This window comes from Enterobacter sp. JUb54, assembly GCF_014298075.1.
In the GTDB taxonomy this organism is placed as follows: Bacteria; Pseudomonadota; Gammaproteobacteria; order Enterobacterales; family Enterobacteriaceae; genus Klebsiella; species Klebsiella lignicola.
Genome location: NZ_CP060418.1, coordinates 2,193,336 through 2,215,206 on the forward strand (window position 1 = coordinate 2,193,336; position 21,871 = coordinate 2,215,206).

Consider the following 21,871-nt stretch of genomic DNA (forward strand, 5'->3'; position numbering starts at 1 on the left):
TCTTTATTCCTTTCAGGCTGCGGTAATCAGCCAGCAGTTGTGAATCTGACGGTTACGGGCGAAATCCTGAGACAGCGTTTTTTGCGTAATTTCTTGCGCCTTCAGCCCCAGCTGTGCCAGTCCGTCATGATCCATACGGAAACCGCGTTTGTTGTTCGAGAACATAATGGTGCCGCCTTTGCGCAGCAGACGTTTAAGATCCGTCATCAGACGCAGGTGATCGCGCTGCACGTCGAAGGCATCATCCATACGTTTGGAGTTGGAGAACGTCGGCGGATCGATAAAGATCAGATCGAACTGTTCATCGCTTTCGCGCAGCCAGCCCAGCACGTCGGCCTGCATCAGACGATGCGCACGCCCGGTCAGCCCGTTGAGGCGCAAGTTGCGCTCCGCCCATTCAAGATAGGTGCGGGACATATCCACGGTGGTGGTGGAACGTGCGCCGCCGAGGCCGGCGTGGACGCTGGCGCTGCCGGTGTAGGCGAAGAGGTTCAGGAAGTCTTTCCCTTTGCTCATCTGGCCCAGCAGGCGACGGGCGATACGGTGGTCAAGGAACAGGCCGGTATCGAGATAATCCGTCAGGTTGACCCACAGACGGGCGTTATACTCCTGAACTTCCAGGAAATCGCCCTTCTCGGCCATTTTTTGGTACTGATTCTTACCTTTCTGCCGTTCACGGGTTTTCAGCACCAGCTTGTTCGGCGCAATGCCCAGCACGGAGATCGTCGCCGCGATGATGTCAAACAGACGCTGGCGCGCTTTGTGCGCATCAACCGTTTTCGGCGGCGCGTATTCCTGCACCACCACCCAATCGGCGTAGCGGTCGATCGCCACGTTGTATTCCGGCAGATCGGCATCATACAGGCGGTAGCATTCGATCCCTTCCTGACGTGCCCATTTCTCAAATTTCTTCAGGTTTTTACGCAGGCGGTTGGCGAAATCATCCGCCATGGATGCCACGCTGCTGCCATCGGTTTCCGCCAGATGGTAGTTTTTCTGCACGCAATCCAGCGGGCCGTTTTTCGCTTTAAACTGTTTGTCCGCACGCAGCTGCAGGCAGCTGAGCAGCTCCGGCGAGGCGCTGAACAGTGACAGGTTCCAGCCGCCAAACTGCGTTTTCATCGCCCGACCAAGCAGACTGTGCAGGGCAATCAGCGCCGGCTCGCTTTCCAGACGTTCGCCGTATGGCGGGTTGCTGATAACGGTCCCGTAAGGGCCTTTCGGCAGCGGATTGCTCAACTGGGCCACATCTTTGGCTTCGAAAGCGATCAGCTCGCCTACCCCGGCGCGACGGGCGTTGCTGCGCGCACGCTCAATCACACGGGCATCCACGTCAGAGCCGTAAAAACGTGACTCATAGGCAGCCAGCCCTTTACGGGCGCGGGTCTGCGCTTCGGCTTTGACTTCTTTCCACACCTCGTCATCGTGCTGCAACCAGCCGTTAAAGCCCCAGTGTCCACGATGCAGACCCGGCGCGCGATCGGTTGCCAGCATCGCGGCTTCAATCAGCAGCGTACCGGAGCCACACATCGGATCGAGCAGCGGCGTACCCTGAACCCAGCCAGAACGCATAACAATCGCCGCCGCCAGGGTTTCTTTGATCGGCGCCATGCCGGTACCATCGCGGTAGCCGCGAAGATGCAGGCCTTCTCCGCTGAGATCCAGCGAGATGTGCGCGGTCTCTTTATTCAGCCAGACGTTAATGCGCAGATCGGGTTGTTCACGATCGACGTTTGGACGCGGCAGATTTTTACGCGTGAAGCTGTCAACGATCGCATCTTTGACCTTTAACGCGCCGTACTGGCTGTTACGAATCTCGTCGTTCAGCCCGCTAAAATGGACGGCAAAAGTGGCGTCTGGGGTGAAAATCTCCGTCCATGGAATGGACTGCACGCCGAGGTACAGATCCAAATCGCTGTACACGCTACACTGGCCCAGCGGCATCATGATGCGCGAAGCCAGCCGGCTCCACATCAGGCTTTGATAGCGTACTCGCGTATCTCCCTGAAAATGGACACCGCCCTGGACTACCTGGCAGTCCAGCGCGCCAAGCCCTTCCAGTTCAGTTTTTAACAGCTCTTCAAGGCCACGAGCCGTACTGGCAAACAGAGAATTCATATCGTCACTTTTACTAAAAGAAAATTGTTGCGCATTATAGCCAATATGCGCCCCATGTCATAAAGTTAAAGGCTTATTTTTAAGCCTGGAGGCAGCGCATGCTAACGCTATCGCGACTTTTTATTCATCCCGTCAAATCCATGCGTGGAATTGGCCTGACGCACGCGTTTGCCGATATCAGCGGTCTGGCCTTCGATCGTGCCTTCATGGTGACGGAAACCGATGGCACCTTTATTACTGCCCGCCAGTTTCCTCAGATGGTCAAGTTTACCCCCTCGCCTTTGCACGACGGGATTCACCTGGCGGCGGCCGACGGCAGCAGCGCGGTTATCCGCTTTGCGGATTTTGCCCCTCAGGGCGAGCCGACCGAAGTGTGGGGGAACCACTTCACCGCGCTGATCGCGCCCGCCTCGGTGAACCAGTGGCTCAGCGGCTTCTTTAATCGTGACGTGCAGCTCCGCTGGTTAGGGCCACAGCTGACCCGACGGGTGAAGCGCCATGACGCGGTTCCCCTGACCTTCGCCGACGGCTTTCCCTATTTATTAACCAATGAAGCCTCATTGCGCGATCTGCAAAGCCGCTGCCCGGCCAGCGTATGCATGGAACAGTTTCGCCCAAATCTGGTGGTGACCGGCGCCGCGGCCTGGGAAGAAGACAGCTGGAAAGTGATTCGTATCGGCGAGGTGGTGTTTGAGGTAGCAAAGCCCTGCAGCCGCTGCGTGCTGACCACCGTCAGCCCGGAACGTGGGCAAAAACACCCCTCCGGCGAACCGCTGGCCACCCTGCAGCGCTTCCGTACCGCGCTGGATAACGGCGACGTCGATTTCGGTCAGAACCTGATCGCCCGCAACAGCGGCGTCGTGCGGGTTGGCGATGAAGTGGAAGTGTTAACGCGTGGTCCGGCAAAAGCCTACGGCGCAGGCGAGAGCGACGAGACGCTGGCGGTAGATTCGCAGCAGGATTCCGTGGTGGAGATCGCATGGCAGGGGCAGAGTTTTAACGGCAATACGCAGCAGGTCCTGCTGGAGCAACTGGAGCAAAAGGGCATTCGCATTCCCTACTCCTGTCGGGCCGGCATCTGTGGCAGCTGCCGTATCCGGCTGGAAGAAGGTGAAGTCAGCCCGCTGAAGAAAAACGCGGTGGCGGCAGATGGCACCATTCTGTGCTGTAGCTGCGTACCTAAAACTGCTTTACGGCTGGCGCCTTAGCCAACGGCTGTTTACACCGCCTGACCCAGACTGTAGCTGGCGGCACCTGATGCCGGTTGCAGTCGGTCGTTCATAATTTTAATCACATCACCAAGCTGCAAAATACGTCCTGCGACCGTCACTCCCGGCTGGGCCAGCAAACACAGGGCCGCATTTTCCCCGGGTTCAACCACCAGCAAATTCACCTGTTGCCCGGTATCGCTGAGCCAGGCGCTGGCGGCATCACCGGTGACCGGCTGCCAGCTGGCGTCATGAGAAGTGAAATGCCAGCTTTTCGGCATTTGCGGTTTCAGGAAGCGAATCGCGACCAGCGCATTAAGGACTAATTCCGCGCGCTGCTCTTTCGATAATTCTATATCGCGACATTTCTCTTCGAAGGAAAAATAAAGCGCAGCATCGTCAACGCAGAATCCGGACGGCGCGAAGGCGTCCGGGGTTAACATCCGACGCGCAAAACGCGAACGGAACAACATACCATTGGCCAAATCGAGCATCATACGATCGTGCTCTTCATCGTAATACCAACGCCAGTTATCGTCAGGTTTAATTCGCATCGTCTACCAATCCTCTTTTGCGTCCAGCCCTATATCCGTCATACTTCAAGTTGCATAAACGTTGGCTGTATTCGTTCACCCCAGTCACTTACTTCAGTAAGCTCCTGGGGATGCCCTGCGTCGCCGCCTTCCTGCAACTCGAATTATTTTGGCTATAAATTCATGGCATCCTGCAACAAAATTATTTCCAAAATTAAGAAAAGACTAAAATGTCTAAATAAGCAACAATGAAGGAATATAAAACAACCAGGGCCGGAAATAAAGCCCTGGGTGGGATCAGAGGGGGAAAAGATTAGATATGGGTAACAATTTCTTTAATCAGGGGGGGCCCTTTAAAAATAAACCCGGAATAAATCTGGACCAGACTCGCCCCCGCAGCCATTTTTTCCCGCGCGGCGATCACCGAATCAATCCCGCCGACACCGATAATAGGTAACCGACCATTTAATTCCGCCGCCAGCATACGGATAATTTCTGTACTCTTCAGCTGCAACGGACGACCGCTAAGACCGCCGGTTTCATCACAGAATTTCATTCCCTGTACCAGCGAACGATCGAGGGTGGTATTGGTCGCGATGACGCCATCAATATTATGACGAACTAAACTATCGGCGACCTGGATCAATTCTTCGAGAGAAAGATCCGGCGCGATCTTCACCGCTACTGGAACATATTTTTGATGCTTCTGCTGAAGCTCCAGTTGCTTATTTTTAATACCGGAAAGCAGATCGTCGAGGGCCTCACCATATTGTAAGGTTCGCAGCCCTGGCGTATTCGGCGAGGAGATATTAATGGCGATATAACCGGCATAGGGATAGATTTTTTCCATACAAATCAGATAATCATCTTTACCCTGCTCGACCGGCGTATCTTTATTCTTGCCGATATTAATGCCGAGGATACCGTCAAAATGCGCCTTTTTGACGTTCTCAACCAGGTTATCAACGCCGTGGTTATTAAAGCCCATGCGGTTGATCAAACCTTCCGCATCGACCAGACGGAAGATCCTCGGCTTGTCGTTGCCCGGTTGCGGGCGTGGCGTCACGGTGCCAATTTCAATAGAGCCGAACCCCATGGCACCGAGCGCGTCGATGCACTCGCCATTCTTATCCAGCCCTGCGGCCAGACCCAGCGGATTCTTAAATGTGAGACCCATGCAGGTAACCGGTTTGGTCGGCACCTTCTGGCGAACCAGCATTTCCAGCGGCGTACCTGATACTCGGCGTAATTGTTGAAAAGTAACTTCATGAGCGCGCTCAGGATCGAGCTGAAAAAGGGCTTTACGAACGAAGGGGTAGTACATGAACTCTCCTGGATTCCCGGTGGCAAACCGGGGGCGTATTATGTTCGATCGGCGCCTGAAAGGGAATTGACCTACAACAAAAAATCTCGCATCCGACGCAAACGTTTTCTTCTCTTCCCTTCCATTATGCAAATTCTGACAAAACAAGGGTGGAAAAATCATTTAGGGAAATAAATCGCCTCTGTCACACTGCACGCAAATGTTATCAATTATAGATAAATGCAAACATTTAGTTATAAGGAGAGAGACGATGCGTGTCATTACACTTGCGGGCAGCCCGCGCTACCCTTCCCGTTCCAGTGCGCTTCTGGAATATGCCAGAGCAACACTCTCCGCGGCTGATGTTGAAGTTTGCCACTGGCACCTGCAAAACTTTGCCCCGGAAGACCTGCTTTATGCCCGTTTCGATAGCCCGGCGCTGCAGACCCTTAACGAACAACTGTCCGGCGCTGACGGGCTGATTATCGCCACCCCGGTCTATAAAGCATCGTTTTCCGGCGCCCTGAAGACCCTGCTCGACCTGCTTCCGGAGCGGGCGCTGGAGGGGAAAATCGTCCTGCCGCTGGCCACCGGCGGCACTATCGCCCATATGCTGGCGGTGGATTATGCCCTGAAGCCGGTTCTCAACGCCCTGAAAGCCCAGGAGATCCTCCACGGCGTCTTTGCTGACGATAGCCAGATTACCGACTATCAGCACAAGCCGCAGTTTACGCCCAACCTGCAGGGCCGCCTCGATCAGGCGCTGGAAACATTCTGGCAAGCGCTGCACCGCACCGCCAGCCGGGCCCCTGGCCTCAAGAGCATTCGCGGGGTGGAGCATGCGTAAAATCCTGCGAACCCTGACCCTCAGCGGGTTACTGACGTTTTCTGCCCTGAGCCACGCGGCGGAAAGCGCGCCTGACGCGCTGCGCATCGGCTACCAAAAAGGCAGCGTCAGCATGGTGCTGGCCAAAAGCCACCAGCTGCTGGAAAAACGCTATCCGCATACCACCATCTCCTGGGTGGAATTCCCGGCGGGACCGCAGATGCTCGAAGCGTTAAATGTCGGCAGCATCGATCTGGGCAGTACCGGTGACATTCCGCCGATATTTGCCCAGGCCGCCGGAGCCGATCTGGTTTACATCGGTGCCGAACCGCCGAAGCCCAAAGCGGAAGTGATTCTGGTGGCCCAGGACAGTCCGATAAAAAGCGTGGCGGAACTCAAGGGACGTAAAGTCGCGTTCCAGAAAGGTTCCAGCTCCCACAACCTGCTGCTGCGGGCCCTACAGCAAGCTGGCCTGAAAATCAGCGATATTCAACCGGTCTATCTGGCTCCTGCCGACGCTCGAGCGGCGTTCCAGCAGGGCAACGTGGATGCCTGGGCTATCTGGGATCCGTACTACTCTGCGGCGCTGCAGCAAACCCACGCCCGGGTGTTGAAAGATGGCAGCGACCTGAAACAAACCGGCTCTTTCTATCTCGCAGCGCGCCCCTATGCCGACAAAAACCCGGCCTTTATTACCGGCGTACTGGAAACATTCAGCCAGGCGGATGCCCTGACCCTGAGCCAGCGCCCGCAAAGCATTACCTTACTGGCGAAAACCATGGGTGTGCCGGAAGCGGTGATCGCCAGCTATCTTGACCATCGCCCGCCCACCACCATTACCCCGGTCAGTGCCGAAACGGCCGCTCGCCAGCAGCAAACCGCCGACCTGTTCTATGAGAACAAACTGGTACCGAAAAAAGTCGATATCCGCACCCGAATCTGGCAGCCCGCCGTGGCGCAAGGAGCAAAATCATGAGTTTAAATATGTTCTGGTTTTTACCGACCCACGGCGATGGCCGCTATCTTGGCACTGACGAAGGCGCTCGTCCGGTAGATCATGGTTATCTGCAACAGATCGCACAAACCGCCGACCGTCTTGGGTTTACCGGCGTGCTGATCCCGACCGGCCGCTCCTGCGAAGATGCCTGGCTGGTTGCCGCCTCGATGATCCCGGTGACGCAACGGCTGAAGTTTCTCGTGGCCCTGCGCCCCAGCGTGATGTCCCCGACGGTTGCCGCTCGCCAGGCCGCAACGCTCGACCGCCTGTCCAACGGCCGGGCGTTGTTTAACCTGGTAACAGGTAGCGATCCGCAGGAGCTGGCCGGCGACGGGGTATTCCTCGACCATACCGAGCGCTATGAAGCCTCCGCGGAATTTACCCATATCTGGCGCCGCCTGATGGAGGGAGAAACGGTCACTTATAACGGTAATCACCAGCGGGTGCGCGGCGCGAAGCTGCTGTTTCCCCCGATCCAGCAGCCGCGGCCGCCGCTCTACTTCGGCGGATCCTCTGACGTCGCGCAGGATCTGGCGGCGGAACAGGTCGACCTCTATCTGACCTGGGGAGAACCGCCGGAGCAGGTGGCGGAAAAAATTGCCCAGGTGCGGGAAAAAGCCGCGCGTCATGGTCGCCAGGTCCGCTTCGGGATCCGTCTGCATGTGATTGTCCGGGAAACCAATGAAGAGGCCTGGCAGGCGGCTGACAGCCTCATTTCGCATCTTGATGATGAGACCATTGCCCGCGCGCAGGCGGCCTTCGCCAAAACCGACTCGGTCGGCCAACAGCGGATGGCGGCGTTGCATAACGGTCAGCGTGACAAACTGGAAATCAGCCCCAACCTGTGGGCTGGCGTCGGGCTGGCACGTGGCGGCGCCGGAACCGCGCTGGTGGGCGATGCGGCCACCGTGGCCGAGCGCATCAATGAATACGCGGCACTGGGTATCGATAGCTTTATCTTCTCCGGCTACCCGCATCTTGAAGAAGCTTATCGCGTCGGGGAGCTGCTGTTCCCGCTGCTGGATGTCAATATTCCGTCGGTTCCGCAACCGCAGAGCCTGCGCCAACAGGGCGAAGCGGTCGCCAATGAGTTTATCCCGCGTAAAGTCGCGCAAAGCTAAGGAGCACACATCATGGCAAGGTCTGCGCAAAAACTGCTGATGCGGGTTGCTCCCTGGCTGCTGCCGGTGGGAACCGTCATCATCTGGCAACTCGCGTCGTCGGTCGGCTGGTTATCCACCCGCATTCTCCCCTCTCCGGAGGGGGTCCTGAAAGCCTTCTGGACGCTCTCCGCCAGCGGCGAGCTGTGGCAGCATCTGGCTATCAGCTCATGGCGTGCGCTGCTGGGCTTTGCCATCGGCGGCTCTATCGGGCTGGTGCTCGGGCTGATCAGTGGCCTCTCGCGCTGGGGCGAACGTCTGCTGGATACCTCGATTCAGATGCTGCGCAATGTGCCGCATCTGGCCCTGATTCCGCTGGTGATTTTATGGTTCGGCATTGACGAAAGCGCCAAAATTTTCCTCGTCGCGCTGGGGACCATGTTCCCTATTTACATCAACACCTGGCACGGCATTCGTAACATCGACCGTGGGCTGCTGGAGATGGCGCGGAGCTACGGCTTATCCGGCTTTGCCCTCTTCCGCCATGTGATTCTGCCAGGCGCCCTGCCCTCCATCATGGTCGGGATCCGCTTCGCCCTTGGCCTGATGTGGCTGACGCTGATCGTGGCCGAAACCATCTCCGCCAACGCCGGCATTGGTTATCTGGCCATGAACGCCCGCGAGTTTTTACAAACCGATGTGGTGGTGGTAGCCATCATTCTTTACGCCATTCTTGGCAAACTGGCCGACGTCAGCGCACAGCTGCTGGAGCGCGTGTGGTTACGCTGGAACCCGGCTTATCATCTTCAGGAGGCCAACGCATGACCACAGCCCGTCTCAACCCAGGGATCCCGCTGTTACTGAACGGCGTAAGTAAGCGCTACGGCGACAATACCATTCTGAACGCGCTGGATTTACATATTCCTACCGGGCAATTTGTCGCGGTAGTCGGGCGCAGCGGCGGCGGCAAAAGCACCCTGCTGCGTCTGCTCGCCGGGCTGGAAAAGCCCAATGATGGCGAACTGCTGGCCGGTGCCACCCCGCTGGCGCAGATCCAGGACGATACGCGAATGATGTTTCAGGATGCGCGATTGCTGCCATGGAAAACGGTGATCGACAACGTCGGACTGGGCCTGAAAGGCGCCTGGCACGACGCGGCCCGCCAGGCATTGGCCAGCGTGGGTCTGGAAAGCCGTGCCGGCGACTGGCCGGCGGCGCTCTCCGGCGGGCAAAAGCAGCGGGTGGCGTTGGCCCGCGCCTTGATTCACCGTCCGGGCCTGCTGCTGCTCGACGAGCCGCTGGGGGCGCTGGATGCGTTAACCCGCCTGGAAATGCAGGATTTGATTGTGTCGTTGTGGGAACAACATGGCTTCACCGTGCTGCTGGTGACGCATGACGTCAGCGAAGCGGTGGCGATGGCCGACCGGGTGCTGTTGATTGAAGACGGTAAAATTGGGCTGGATTTAGTGGTGGATATTCCACGTCCACGGCGGACCGGTTCGGCGCGCCTGGCCGAGCTGGAAGCCGAGGTGCTGGACCGGGTTATGCAGCGCGGCAAGAGCGAGTCTGCGCCGCGCTTATTGAATCACGGTTAACCACCGTTTTTGATCTCCCCGGTCGCGCTGCGCGTACCGGGGATCCCCTGACCGTTACGCCAGTGCTTTACTGATTTTTTCGAACAGATCCCCGGAGAGATTCTCCAGACCTTTCAGCTGCTCCAGCGCCCCACGCATCAGCGCCTGACGTTTGGCATCGTAACGTTTCAGACGAATCAACGGCTCAATCAGGCGAGACGCCACCTGCGGGTTACGGCTGTTGAGTTCAGTCAGCATTTCAACCAGGAACTGGTAGCCGCTGCCGTCTTCCGCATGGAACGCCGCCGGGTTGCTGCCGGCAAAGGCGCCAATCAGCGAACGAACGCGGTTCGGGTTGCTGATGCTGAAGGAGCGGTGATTCAGCAGGCCGCGCACCGTTTCCACGACATTCGCCGCCGGGCTGGTGGACTGCAGGATAAACCATTTATCCATCACCAGACCGTCCTGATGCCACTTATCGTCATACTCCTGCATCAGCGCATCGCGGCACGGCAGTTCCGCCGCCACCGCCGCCGACAGTGCCGCCAGCGCGTCGGTCATATTGTCCGCCTGATGATACTGCGCGACGACCAGTTTGTTTGCCAGCTCAACGTCGCCGAACGCCAGGTAACGTAGGCAGGTATTGCGCAGTGAACGTTTGCCGATATCGGCATGTTCCACGCGATAGCTCGCGAGCTTGTTGGCGTTGTAGATTGCCAGGAACTCGTCCGCCAGCTCTTTCGCCAGCGTGCGGGTCAGCGCTTCCCGTACCGCCGCAATGGCGATCGGATCGATGATGGCAAACAATTCCGCGATTTCGTTGGCGGAAGGCAGCGTCAGAATTTCTGCCGCCAGCGCCGGGTCAATCTTCTCATCCAGCAGGATCGCGCGGAACGCGTCGGCCACATGAATCGGCAGCGACAGCGGCTGACCCTGCTGATGGCGATTGACGTTCAGCTTGATGTAGGTTGCCAGCAGGCTCTGCGCAGCATCCCAGCGGGAGAAGTCGTTACGCGCATGGCGCATCAGGAACGTCAGCTGTTGATCGCTCCATTTATACTCCAGCTTCACCGGAGCGGAAAATTCGCACAGCAGCGCCGGTACCGGCTGGAAGTAGACGTTGTCGAACACAAACGTCTGCTCGGCCTGGGTCACGTTCAGCACATGATGCACCGGATGACCGCCCTTCTGCAGCGGGATCACCTTGCCTTCGTTGTCATACAGTTCGATGTCGAACGGAATGTGCAGCGGCTGTTTTTCCGGCTGTTCCGCGGTCGGCGGAGTACGCTGGCTGATGGTCAAAGTATACTGTTCGGTTTCCGGGTTGTAGTCATCATGGACGCTCACCACCGGCGTACCGGACTGGCTGTACCAGCGACGGAAATGGGACAGGTCGACATTGGACGCATCTTCCATCGCCTGGACAAAGTCGTCGCAGGTGGCGGCGCTGCCGTCATGACGTTCGAAGTACAGCTGCATCCCTTTCTGGAAGTTGGCTTCGCCCAACAAGGTGTGCAGCATGCGGATCACTTCCGCCCCTTTTTCATATACCGTCAGGGTGTAGAAGTTGTTCATCTCAATGACCATATCCGGGCGGATAGGATGGGCCATCGGGCTGGCATCTTCAGCGAACTGCATGCCGCGCATGGTGCGAACGTTACTAATCCGGTTGACTGCACGTGAACCGAGGTCGGAGCTGAACTCCTGATCGCGGAAGACGGTCAGCCCCTCTTTGAGGCTCAACTGGAACCAGTCGCGACAGGTGACGCGGTTACCGGTCCAGTTATGGAAATATTCGTGGCCAATCACCCGTTCGATATCGAGGTAGTCTTTATCGGTCGCGGTATCGGTACGGGCCAGCACGTATTTGGAGTTAAAGACGTTCAGTCCTTTGTTCTCCATGGCGCCCATATTGAAGAAGTCGACGGCGACAATCATATAGATGTCGAGGTCGTACTCGAGGCCGAAACGGGTTTCGTCCCATTTCATGGAGTTTTTCAGCGACGTCATCGCCCACGGCGCGCGATCGAGGTTGCCGCGGTCAACGAACAGCTCCAGCGCCACTTCACGCCCGGAGCGGGTTTTGAAGGTATCGCGCAGCACGTCGAAATCGCCGGCCACCAGCGCAAACAGATAGCACGGTTTCGGGAACGGGTCCTGCCACTGGATCCAGTGACGCCCCTGTTCCAGTTCCCCCTGCGCAACGCGGTTGCCGTTGGAGAGCAGGTACGGATACTTCGCTTTATCGGCGATAATTTTGGTGGTGAAACGCGCCAGGACATCCGGGCGATCCAGATACCAGGTAATATGTCGGAACCCTTCGGCTTCACATTGGGTGCACAGCGCTTCGCCGGACTGATACAGGCCTTCCAGCGCGGTATTGGCCGCCGGGCTGATTTCATTGACGATAGTCAGGGTGAAATGTTCCGGTAATCCTTCGATCACCAGTTGGTTATTTTCTTCTTTATAGTGGCTCCACGGCTGGCCATCCACGTTCAGGGAGACCAGCGTCAGGTCTTCGCCATCCAGACGCAACGGCACATCAGACGCCGCCGCGTGACGGGAGACTTTACTCTCTGCCGTAACAACGGTTTTCTCGGCATCCAGGTCAAAGGTCAAATCGATATCGCTAATCAGATAATCCGGCGCACGGTAATCGTGGCGGTATTTGGCTTGGGGCTGTTGTGTCATAAAAAACCTTTAGCATGTTCCATAAAGTGTCAAACCCAGTCTATTCCTGTTGTGTAGATCGCGCTACGCAGAATCTTCATCTTTTCAATGCCAAACACGAAAATTGCTACATATCGATAACATTAGAGGCACGAAATGCACTCGACCCGCTATAAAGCTTGTGGTGTGATCCCTGTTCAATATATTAAACTAGGCCTCGCAAATGACCGCCAGCGTCGCCATCGATCGCCACTGCGGGACAGAGTCGGGTAATAAAGGTATACTCCGCCTCCTTTTTTCTGCTTCGGTTTTGATGGAAACGCTCCAGTGAGAGGACGCTACTGCGCACCATGACACAATTCACTTCTCCTGTACTGCACTCGCTGCTTGATACGGATGCCTACAAGCTGCATATGCAGCAGGCTGTCTTCCACCGCTACGAAGATGTGCATGTTGCGGCGGAGTTCCGCTGCCGCGGCGACGATCTGCTTGGTATCTATGCCGATGCGATCCGCGAGCAGGTTGAGACCATGCGTGACCTGACGCTGCAGGACGATGAATATCACTGGTTGTCTACCCTGCCGTTCTTTTCTCAGGATTACCTCGACTGGCTGCGTGACTTCCGTTACGACCCGAGCCAGGTCAGCGTCAGCAATGACAACGGCAAGTTGAATATTCGCCTGTCCGGCCCGTGGCGTGAAGTGATCATGTGGGAAGTCCCGTTGCTGGCAGTGATCAGCGAGCTGGTTCACCATTATCGCTCGCCGGAAATCAGCGTCGATTTGGCGTTGGACACGCTCGAACACAAGCTGGCCGATTTCAGGCAGATGACCGCCGACCTCGATCTCAGCGGCTTCCGCCTGATGGACTTCGGCACCCGCCGCCGTTTCTCGCGTGAGGTGCAGCAGGCCATCGTTGAACGCCTGCAGCAGGAGCCGTGGTTTGTCGGCACCAGCAACTACGATCTGGCCCGCCGTCTGAATCTGACGCCCATGGGCACCCAGGCACACGAATGGTTCCAGGCGCATCAGCAAATTAGCCCTAACCTCGCCAGCAGCCAGCGCGCGGCACTGGCCGCATGGCTGGAAGAGTACCCCGACCAGTTGGGGATCGCCCTGACCGACTGCATTACCATGGATGCGTTCCTGCGAGATTTCGGCCCGGAGTTTGCCACCCGCTATCAGGGCCTGCGCCATGATTCCGGCGATCCGGTTGAGTGGGGAGAGAAAGCCATCGCGCACTACCACAAGCTGGGGATCGACCCGCTGAGTAAAGTGCTGGTGTTCTCCGATAATCTCGATCTGGCCAAAGCGGTGGATTTATATCGCCACTTCGCGTCACGGGTTAATCTCAGCTTCGGAATTGGTACGCGCTTAACCTGCGACATTCCTCAGGTGAAACCGCTCAATATCGTCATCAAGCTCGTGGAGTGTAACGGTAAGCCCGTCGCCAAACTCTCTGACAGCCCCGGCAAAACCATCTGCCACGATAAAGCCTTTGTCCGGGCGCTGCGTAAAGCCTTCGATCTACCGCCGGTGAAAAAGGCCAGTTAATCATCATAAGGAGCCGTTCTGGCTCCTTTCCTTTATTTATTTCCGAATTCTCCCCTTCGCGGTGCGAAATCTACTTGTCTGATGGAAGATGACAGGTAACATAGATATCCCCCCATCACCGGGGGATACAGATTTTTTTTATTGGACTACGAATAGAGAGACTATTATGAGCGTTGTGCCTGTAGCCGACGTACTCCAGGGCCGTGTTGCCGTTGACAGCGAAGTCACCGTGCGCGGATGGGTGCGTACTCGCCGAGATTCAAAAGCTGGCTTTTCCTTCCTGGCCGTCTATGACGGTTCCTGCTTTGATCCTGTACAGGCCGTCATTAGTAATTCTCTGCCCAATTACAATCAGGAAGTGCTGCGTCTGACTACCGGCTGTTCGGTCATCGTCACCGGTAAAGTCGTGGCATCTCAGGGCCAGGGCCAGAGCTTCGAAATTCAGGCCAGCAGCGTAGAAGTGACCGGCTGGGTCGAAGATCCGGATACCTATCCGATGGCCGCTAAGCGCCACAGCATTGAGTACCTGCGTGAAGTCGCGCACCTGCGCCCGCGTACCAACCTGATTGGCGCCGTTGCCCGTGTTCGTCATACCCTGGCGCAAGCACTGCATCGTTTCTTTGACGAGCAAGGTTTCTTCTGGGTATCGACGCCGCTGATCACCGCATCCGATACCGAAGGTGCCGGCGAAATGTTCCGCGTTTCCACCCTGGATCTGGAAAACCTGCCGCGCAACGATCAGGGCAAAGTGGATTTCGATAAAGACTTCTTCGGCAAAGAGTCGTTCCTGACCGTATCCGGCCAGCTGAACGGTGAAACGTATGCCTGCGCGCTGTCCAAAATCTACACCTTCGGCCCGACTTTCCGCGCCGAAAACTCCAACACCAGCCGCCACCTTGCGGAGTTCTGGATGCTGGAGCCGGAAGTGGCCTTCGCTAACCTGAACGACGTTGCCGGCCTGGCGGAAGCCATGCTGAAGTATGTCTTCAAAGCGGTGCTGGAAGAGCGTGCCGACGATATGAAATTCTTCGCCGAGCGCGTAGATAAAGAAGCCGTATCGCGTCTGGAACGCTTTATTGATGCCGATTTCGCCCAGGTCGATTACACCGATGCTGTCACCATTCTGGAAAACTGCGGCAAGCAGTTTGAAAACCCGGTGTACTGGGGCGTAGACCTCTCTTCCGAGCATGAGCGCTATCTGGCAGAAGAGCACTTCAAAGCACCGGTCGTCGTCAAAAACTACCCGAAAGACATCAAGGCGTTCTATATGCGCCTTAACGAAGACGGTAAAACCGTCGCGGCAATGGATGTTCTGGCTCCGGGTATCGGCGAAATCATCGGCGGTTCTCAGCGTGAAGAGCGTCTGGACGTGCTGGATGCCCGCATGGCAGAAATGGGCCTGAATAAAGAAGACTACTGGTGGTACCGCGATCTGCGTCGTTATGGCACCGTTCCGCACTCTGGCTTCGGTCTGGGCTTTGAGCGTCTGATCGCCTATGTCACCGGCGTACAGAACGTGCGTGATGTGATTGCGTTCCCGCGGACCCCGCGTAGCGCCACATTCTGATTGTTTTTCCTTATTACCCGAAAGGCCAGCGTATGCTGGCCTTTTTTTATGTCAAGATTTGTTAACGAATCTTAATTAATCTAAACATCAACCCTTCCGCGTCACATTTATGTTACTCACTATTACGACTCCCTGAGTAAGGATAAATCGCATCTTATGTTCATTTCTCGGTGAAACATCTGATAATTTTGTTCATTTTTTAACCTCCCGCAGCACGAGATGCAAAGACAAACGCTGAGCGAAAAAAAAGCGAAATGCAGCCATAAAATGCACAATCGCGGCTTTATCTAAATTAATCATAATTAATTCATATAGATATATATATGTTGGCGATTTAACGCACAAAGTGGAACGGAATTTTGATTGAGTTCACAAAGTTCCCTAAAAAACACATTTTGTTACATACTCTTTCTTATTGTTACTCATATGCGACATTGGTAGCATTTTCCGGCTAGCGAAACGCTGGCGCGGATGGAAAGATGCCTTCAGACACCAAACTATCATCAATGGTTCTGTAAGTTTTTATTGACAGAATGTATTGGCGGCAGTGGCAAGTGTTCATATAAAAATATTAATGAGGGTAATAAATAATGATGAAGCGCAATATTCTGGCAGTGGTAATTCCTGCCCTGCTGGTAGCCGGCGCAGCGAATGCTGCAGAAATCTATAACAAAAACGGCAACAAACTGGATTTCTACGGCAAAATGGTTGGCGAGCACGTCTGGACCACCAACGGTGACACCAGCAGCGAAGACACCACCTACGCTCGTATCGGCCTGAAAGGCGAAACCCAGATCAACGACCAGCTGACCGGTTACGGCCAGTGGGAATACAACATGGACGCGTCCAACGTTGAAGGTTCCCAGGGGACTAAAACTCGTCTGGCATTCGCTGGTCTGAAAGCGGGTGAATACGGTTCATTCGACTACGGTCGTAACTACGGTGCGATCTACGACGTTGAAGCTGCAACCGATATGCTGGTTGAGTGGGGCGGCGACGGCTGGAACTACACCGACAACTTCATGACTGGCCGTACCAACGGCGTTGCAACCTATCGTAACTCTGACTTCTTCGGTCTGGTTGACGGCCTGAGCTTCGCGCTGCAGTACCAGGGCAAAAACGACGCAAGCACTCGTAACGTTCACAAACAGAACGGCGACGGCGTCAGCACCTCCGCAACCTACGCGTTTGACAACGGTATCGCGCTGTCTGCTGGCTACTCCAGCTCTAACCGTAGCGTAGATCAGAAAGCTGATGGCAACGGCGACAAAGCTGAAGCATGGGCAACTTCTGCGAAGTATGATGCGAACAACGTCTACGCTGCAGTGATGTACTCCCAGACTTACAACATGACCCCGGAAAACCAGGGTAACTACTTCGCCGGCAAAACTCAGAACTTTGAAGCCGTTGCTCAGTACCAGTTCGACTTCGGTCTGCGTCCGTCCGTTGGTTACGTACAGACCAAAGGTAAAGACCTGCAGGGCCGTGCTGGCTTCTCCGGCGGCGATGCTGACCTGGTTAAATACGTTGAACTGGGTACCTGGTACTACTTCAACAAGAACATGAACGTCTACGCAGCATACAAATTCAACCTGCTGGACGACAACGATTACACCAAAACTGCTGGCGTTGCTACCGACGACCAGGCAGCTGTTGGTATCGTTTACCAGTTCTAATCTGCAGTACACCCCTTCGTGATATGCCTAAAAAGCAGGACTTCGGTCCTGCTTTTCTCATTTAGTAAGATAAAGATCGTAACTTTCGAAAACCTTCTCGCTTTTTGTCGCAAACGGTTGGCAATTTGTAAATCTCCCGTTACCCTGATAGCGAAATTCCCTCAGTAATCACAATGGAACCTCGTCATGTTTGAGAACATTACTGCCGCCCCTGCTGACCCCATTTTAGGCCTGGCCGATCTGTTTCGTGCCGATGACCGTCCGACTAAAATTAACCTCGGAATTGGTGTTTACAAAGATGAAACGGGTAAAACCCCGGTCCTGACCAGTGTCAAAAAAGCAGAGCAATACCTGCTGGAAAATGAAACCACGAAAAACTATCTGGGTATCGACGGTATTCCGGAGTTTGGCCGCTGCACTCAGGAGCTGCTGTTTGGTAAAGGTAGCCCGATCGTCAGCGATAAGCGCGCACGTACCGCTCAGACGCCAGGTGGCACCGGCGCTCTGCGCGTTGCCGCAGACTTCCTGGCCAAAAATACCTCGGCAAAACGCGTCTGGGTAAGCAACCCAAGCTGGCCGAACCACAAGAGCGTGTTCAACTCCGCCGGCCTCGAAGTATGTGAATACACCTATTACGATGCGGCCAACCACGCGCTGGATTTTGACGGTCTGCTGGCAAGCCTCAGTGAAGCCCAGGCGGGTGACGTGGTTCTGTTCCACGGTTGCTGCCATAACCCAACCGGTATCGACCCGACGCTGGATCAGTGGCAACAGCTGGCACAGATGTCCGTCGAAAAAGGCTGGCTGCCGCTGTTCGATTTCGCCTACCAGGGCTTTGCCCGTGGTCTGGAAGAAGATGCTGAAGGTCTGCGTGCATTCGTTGCGCTGCATAAAGAGCTGCTGGTTGCCAGCTCCTACTCGAAGAACTTCGGTCTGTATAACGAGCGTGTCGGTGCCTGTACGCTGGTGGCTGCCGATGCCGATACCGTTGACCGCGCGTTCAGCCAGATGAAGTCGGTGATCCGCGCCAACTACTCCAATCCGCCGGCTCACGGTGCTTCCGTGGTCGCCACAATCCTCAGCAATGACGCACTGCGTGCAATCTGGGAACAAGAGCTGACCGATATGCGCCAGCGCATTCAGCGCATGCGTCTGCTGTTTGTTAATACGCTGCAGGAAAAAGGCGCCAGCCGTGACTTCTCTTTCATCATCAAGCAAAACGGCATGTTCTCGTTTAGCGGCCTGACCAAAGAGCAGGTACTGCGTCTGCGTGAAGAGTTCGGCATCTACGCCGTGGCTTCCGGGCGTATCAACGTGGCGGGCATGACGCCAGATAACATGGCGCCGCTGTGTGAAGCGATCGTCGCCGTGCTGTAATCTCGCCGGCAGAAAAAATAAAGGCCGCTGACGCGGCCTTTATTACATTCCCCACACGATAAATTACCAGACCGGCATTTCATCCTGCAGGAAGGGGTTGTGCAGACGCTCATAGCCCAGCGTCGATATCGGACCGTGACCAGGAATAAACGTCACATCATCACCTAACGGCAATAATTTACGTTTAATCGCATCAATCAGCTGCCCATGATCGCCGCGTGGGAAATCGCTGCGCCCGACTCCCCCTTTAAAAATCACATCGCCGGAAATCAGCAAGCGTGAAGCATCATCAAAAAAGACAACGTGTCCAGGCGTATGCCCCGGGCAGTGCAGTACCTGCAGAGAGACATTCCCTACGCTGACCACATCGCCTTCATTGAGCCAGCGGTCCGGCTGCAGCGGCTGGCAATCTTCCAGACCGAACATCCGGCTTTGCGCTGGCAGCCCTTCCAGCCAGAACTCATCTTCTTTTTCCGGGCCGATAACCGGCACACCATAATGCTGTGCCAGTTCAGCCGCCGCACCAACGTGGTCGAGATGACCGTGGGTGAGCAAAATCTGCATCAGGCTAACGCCCGCTGCGGCCACTTCCTGTTTGATTCGCTCGGCGTCGCCGCCCGGATCGACCAATGCGGCGAGCCGGGTTTGTTCACACCAGATTAAAGAACAGTTCTGAGCGAACGCGGTGACCGGAATAATACGATAGTTCATGATGCTCCTTTCGTTACCAGTGCCTGACCGGACCGGTATCAATATGCACAAAATTGCTACGTGGGTAGTATCCTACACCACCTGCGCCCATAGATAATGCCGCTTTGCGAACATTGCTTAACGAAATGCCTTCAATATGAAAATCCATGGCCTGTCCCTTGGTGTGATAGCTATGTTTAGCCACACCACGGCTTCGTGCGCGAAGCTCGTCATTGGTATCGAGTGAACGATAGCCAGAGATGAGCTGGACAGGTTTATTCGTGCCAAGTAATCCCTGCAGACGATAGAGGTGATCAAACAAACTCGGATCGATAGTCTTAATTTTATTCGCGCGGAAATCGCGGAAGAAATGATTAAGTCTTGCTAATTCATCCTGAATATAGCCTCTGCCATCGAAAAACTCCGCCTTGAGTGATTCACCAGTATGCAGGTTATTCAACGTCAGAATACGCGGTCGGGGGGTCGAGAGGGTGGCAAATGCCGGCGCAGGCAGGATGGCTGCAGCACCGAGCGCAGCCCCGCCTAACGCCAGCAGTTTGCGGCGATTAGCGTCAAATTTGTCCATGATAATCAGGTCTACAAGTAAATGAATCGAATATATGCACTTCTGGCGCACGAAAGGCACCTTACCGGGCATTATTGCCAACGTCAAGGTAGCCTAACCCCAGTAAATACAGGCCCTGCAGACGCACAGAGCCTGTTTCCACCGAGAGTTAGGACAACAAATTTTGTTGAACTACTTCATTTACCTGATTAATTGTTCCGCTTTTGGCAGAATTTGTGCGCCAGATCGCGCGGTGAGATCGTAATTGTAAATATCTGTACGATATTGCATGCGGCCATCGGCCCCGACGAACGCGGTTAAATAGTAAAGATTGACCGGAATATTTTGACGGATATTCACATAACGGGTGTCGCCCTGCTTCAACGCATCGGAAATCCGCGTATCGTTCCAGCCCGCATCCTGCAACAGCATATTCGCCAGTTCAGAGGCTTTATTCACCCGCACGCAGCCGGAGCTTAACGCCCGGACATCTTTCTGGAACAGGTTATGGTTCGGCGTATCATGCAGATAGATGGCATCGGAGCTTGGCATGTTGAACTTATAGCGACCCAGTGAATTACGCGCGCCTGGCGCCTGCTGGAAGCGGAACGGCAGATTGTTTTCGGTGATCGTCGACCAGTCAACCCGGTACGGATCGATCGCCTCTTTGCTGTTCCAGCCGCGCATCACGGTATAACCGTGCTGTTCAAGATAACCGGGGTCGTTACGCACCTTCGGCAGAATATCTTTGCGCGCCAGCGTCGGCGGAACGTTCCACGGCGGGTTAACCACCACGTTATTCAGCGCGCTGCTCATCATCGGCGTTTTACGATCCGGACGACCGACGATAACCCGCGATGCCAGAACCTGGCTGCCATCCTGGTAGTAGACCAGTGAGAATGCCGGGATATTCACCATGATACCGGTCGACAGTTTGCCCGGCAGCAAGCGTAAGCGTTGAATATTTAACGCCAGCACCCCGGCGCGTTGCGCCGCCGAGACATTCAACCAGTCGCGTGTGGATTGACCAATAACGCCATCGGCACCCAGTCCCTGCCAGGCCTGAAAACGCTTCACCGCGTCGACAAGCGGGCGATCATAGACCCCGCGTGCCGCGGCTTTCCCTTTCTTCACCGCCGACGGGCTGACGACATCCCCCGGCAGGGCAATGTTAGCGGCATCGTCGAGCATGCCGTTGCGCTGTAAAATTTCACGCAGCGCGCCAATATCGTTGCTCCACTCACCCGGTCGCAGCGAGGCCGTGCCGGTCAACTGCGGCCACGGACGCGAATCCGCCACCAGCGACAGCAGCGCGCGGTGCATCGCCTCATATTGCGGGTGCGTTGGCGTCAGTCCGGCAATAAACGGCACCAGCGCGCCGTTATCCAGCGCTAGCTGCCACTGATTAATCACCGACAGCGGCGGCGTCGCCATCGTGTACGGTTTGGTGCCATACAGCCAGCGATTCCCCTGTACCGGAATGCCGCTGATAAAATGCAGGTAGCCCATCATGGCGTCAGACAGCACGACATCGCGTGCCATACCGTTGACTGCCGGATCGGTCAGCAGGCTCACCCAGGTGGTGAACTGCGGTTGAAACCCGGCGATGGCGACCTCGGCCAGCTGCTGCTGGAAGGCCTGAACCGCCTCGCGGTTCTCCCACATCGGTTTCATGTCCCTGGCCGCATACAGCGCCACCAGCGGATTCATAAACACCGGCTGGTAGCCCGCTGGTAGCAGGGCTGTGATATCAGCGCGACTTTTCTCTACGGCTCCGGCAGCCTGAGGCTGCTCACCGGCCATTTTGGCCACCGCCGCCGACTGGCCGACGCTCTGGCTTAGCGCAGAAGACAGCTCTCCTAAGGTCGCGGAGCTGTCCGTTGGTACGACTTCAGGCTCTTCGGCCTGGGCATTGAACAGTGGAGCAAATGCCAGTGCCAGGCTCAAACTCAGCGCTGACAATGAACAACCATACCGTTTCTTTAGCAACATCCCTTGCCCCCCTGTTGACACATTGCTGCCCACAAATTAGGGCTTACTCTCAGTATATGAAGGCGAAAGCGCTTTTGCCTTCCCAAATGTAAAGAAGTTTAAAGATTATACAACGTTACGGT

At 55.8% G+C, this 21,871-nt stretch carries 17 protein-coding genes; 10 read left to right on the forward strand and 7 right to left on the reverse strand.

Annotated elements, in window-relative coordinates:
* Positions 1-12: 12 nt before the first annotated feature.
* Positions 13-2,118, reverse strand: coding sequence for a bifunctional 23S rRNA (guanine(2069)-N(7))-methyltransferase RlmK/23S rRNA (guanine(2445)-N(2))-methyltransferase RlmL (rlmKL, locus tag HF679_RS10155; RefSeq protein WP_123756196.1), 2,106 nt, complete (start codon positions 2,116-2,118; stop codon positions 13-15).
* A gap of 98 nt (positions 2,119-2,216) precedes the next feature.
* Between rlmKL and HF679_RS10160 the strand changes: the two genes are divergently transcribed.
* Complete coding sequence (locus HF679_RS10160) at positions 2,217-3,326, forward strand: YcbX family protein (RefSeq protein ID WP_154143380.1); 1,110 nt, start codon at positions 2,217-2,219, stop codon at positions 3,324-3,326.
* Between the two features lie 11 nt (positions 3,327-3,337).
* Here HF679_RS10160 and zapC read toward each other — a convergent pair whose 3' ends face one another.
* Both zapC and pyrD read right to left on the reverse strand, forming a co-directional pair.
* Positions 3,338-3,880, reverse strand: a complete 543-nt coding sequence (gene zapC / locus HF679_RS10165) for a cell division protein ZapC (RefSeq protein ID WP_123756194.1) — start codon at positions 3,878-3,880, stop codon at positions 3,338-3,340.
* A 292-nt stretch (positions 3,881-4,172) separates the two neighbouring features.
* Positions 4,173-5,183 (reverse strand): quinone-dependent dihydroorotate dehydrogenase, encoded by a 1,011-nt coding sequence (gene pyrD, locus HF679_RS10170; protein WP_123756193.1) that lies wholly within the window; start codon positions 5,181-5,183, stop codon positions 4,173-4,175.
* A gap of 250 nt (positions 5,184-5,433) precedes the next feature.
* Here pyrD and ssuE point away from each other — a divergent pair, with 250 nt between their 5' ends.
* From ssuE to ssuB, 5 genes are read left to right on the forward strand one after another with little or no spacing between them, the layout of a single operon-like run.
* The gene (ssuE, locus tag HF679_RS10175) at positions 5,434-6,009 is read left to right on the forward strand and encodes an NADPH-dependent FMN reductase (protein WP_123756192.1); all 576 of its coding nucleotides are present in this window, start codon (positions 5,434-5,436) and stop codon (positions 6,007-6,009) included.
* On the forward strand, positions 6,002-6,964 hold the full coding sequence (locus tag HF679_RS10180) for a sulfonate ABC transporter substrate-binding protein (RefSeq protein WP_187042946.1): 963 nt from the start codon (positions 6,002-6,004) through the stop codon (positions 6,962-6,964). Before ssuE ends, HF679_RS10180 begins: the two co-directional genes overlap by 8 nt.
* Entirely contained in the window at positions 6,961-8,106 is a 1,146-nt protein-coding gene (gene ssuD / locus HF679_RS10185) for an FMNH2-dependent alkanesulfonate monooxygenase (protein WP_123756190.1), read from the forward strand. Before HF679_RS10180 ends, ssuD begins: the two co-directional genes overlap by 4 nt.
* A gap of 12 nt (positions 8,107-8,118) precedes the next feature.
* Complete coding sequence (gene ssuC / locus HF679_RS10190) at positions 8,119-8,910, forward strand: aliphatic sulfonate ABC transporter permease SsuC (protein WP_123756189.1); 792 nt, start codon at positions 8,119-8,121, stop codon at positions 8,908-8,910.
* On the forward strand, positions 8,907-9,680 hold the full coding sequence (gene ssuB, locus HF679_RS10195; protein ID WP_123756188.1) for an aliphatic sulfonates ABC transporter ATP-binding protein: 774 nt from the start codon (positions 8,907-8,909) through the stop codon (positions 9,678-9,680). The genes ssuC and ssuB overlap by 4 nt, the downstream gene beginning before the upstream one ends.
* Positions 9,681-9,734: 54 nt before the next feature.
* Here the strand turns inward: ssuB and pepN are convergent, their stop codons facing one another.
* Positions 9,735-12,350, reverse strand: a complete 2,616-nt coding sequence (pepN, locus tag HF679_RS10200) for an aminopeptidase N (protein WP_154143382.1) — start codon at positions 12,348-12,350, stop codon at positions 9,735-9,737.
* A 329-nt stretch (positions 12,351-12,679) separates the two neighbouring features.
* Here pepN and pncB point away from each other — a divergent pair, with 329 nt between their 5' ends.
* From pncB to HF679_RS10220, 4 genes are all read left to right on the forward strand, one after another.
* Positions 12,680-13,882: a nicotinate phosphoribosyltransferase gene (gene pncB / locus HF679_RS10205; protein ID WP_123756186.1), complete on the forward strand. Its 1,203-nt coding sequence runs from the start codon at positions 12,680-12,682 to the stop codon at positions 13,880-13,882.
* A 166-nt stretch (positions 13,883-14,048) separates the two neighbouring features.
* Complete coding sequence (gene asnS, locus HF679_RS10210; protein ID WP_123756185.1) at positions 14,049-15,449, forward strand: asparagine--tRNA ligase; 1,401 nt, start codon at positions 14,049-14,051, stop codon at positions 15,447-15,449.
* Between the two features lie 590 nt (positions 15,450-16,039).
* On the forward strand, positions 16,040-17,125 hold the full coding sequence (locus HF679_RS10215) for a porin (protein ID WP_123756184.1): 1,086 nt from the start codon (positions 16,040-16,042) through the stop codon (positions 17,123-17,125).
* A 186-nt stretch (positions 17,126-17,311) separates the two neighbouring features.
* Entirely contained in the window at positions 17,312-18,502 is a 1,191-nt protein-coding gene (locus tag HF679_RS10220) for an amino acid aminotransferase (protein ID WP_123756183.1), read from the forward strand.
* A gap of 63 nt (positions 18,503-18,565) precedes the next feature.
* On the opposite strand, the gene HF679_RS10225 is transcribed toward HF679_RS10220, so the two are convergent.
* The 3 genes from HF679_RS10225 to ldtD all read right to left on the reverse strand — a co-directional run bounded on the left by HF679_RS10225 (position 18,566) and on the right by ldtD (position 21,749).
* Positions 18,566-19,213: an MBL fold metallo-hydrolase gene (locus tag HF679_RS10225; RefSeq protein WP_123756182.1), complete on the reverse strand. Its 648-nt coding sequence runs from the start codon at positions 19,211-19,213 to the stop codon at positions 18,566-18,568.
* A gap of 13 nt (positions 19,214-19,226) precedes the next feature.
* Positions 19,227-19,778 (reverse strand): YcbK family protein, encoded by a 552-nt coding sequence (locus HF679_RS10230; protein WP_123756250.1) that lies wholly within the window; start codon positions 19,776-19,778, stop codon positions 19,227-19,229.
* Positions 19,779-19,958: 180 nt separating this feature from the next.
* On the reverse strand, positions 19,959-21,749 hold the full coding sequence (ldtD, locus tag HF679_RS10235) for a L,D-transpeptidase (RefSeq protein WP_187042947.1): 1,791 nt from the start codon (positions 21,747-21,749) through the stop codon (positions 19,959-19,961).
* Positions 21,750-21,871: the final 122 nt, after the last annotated feature.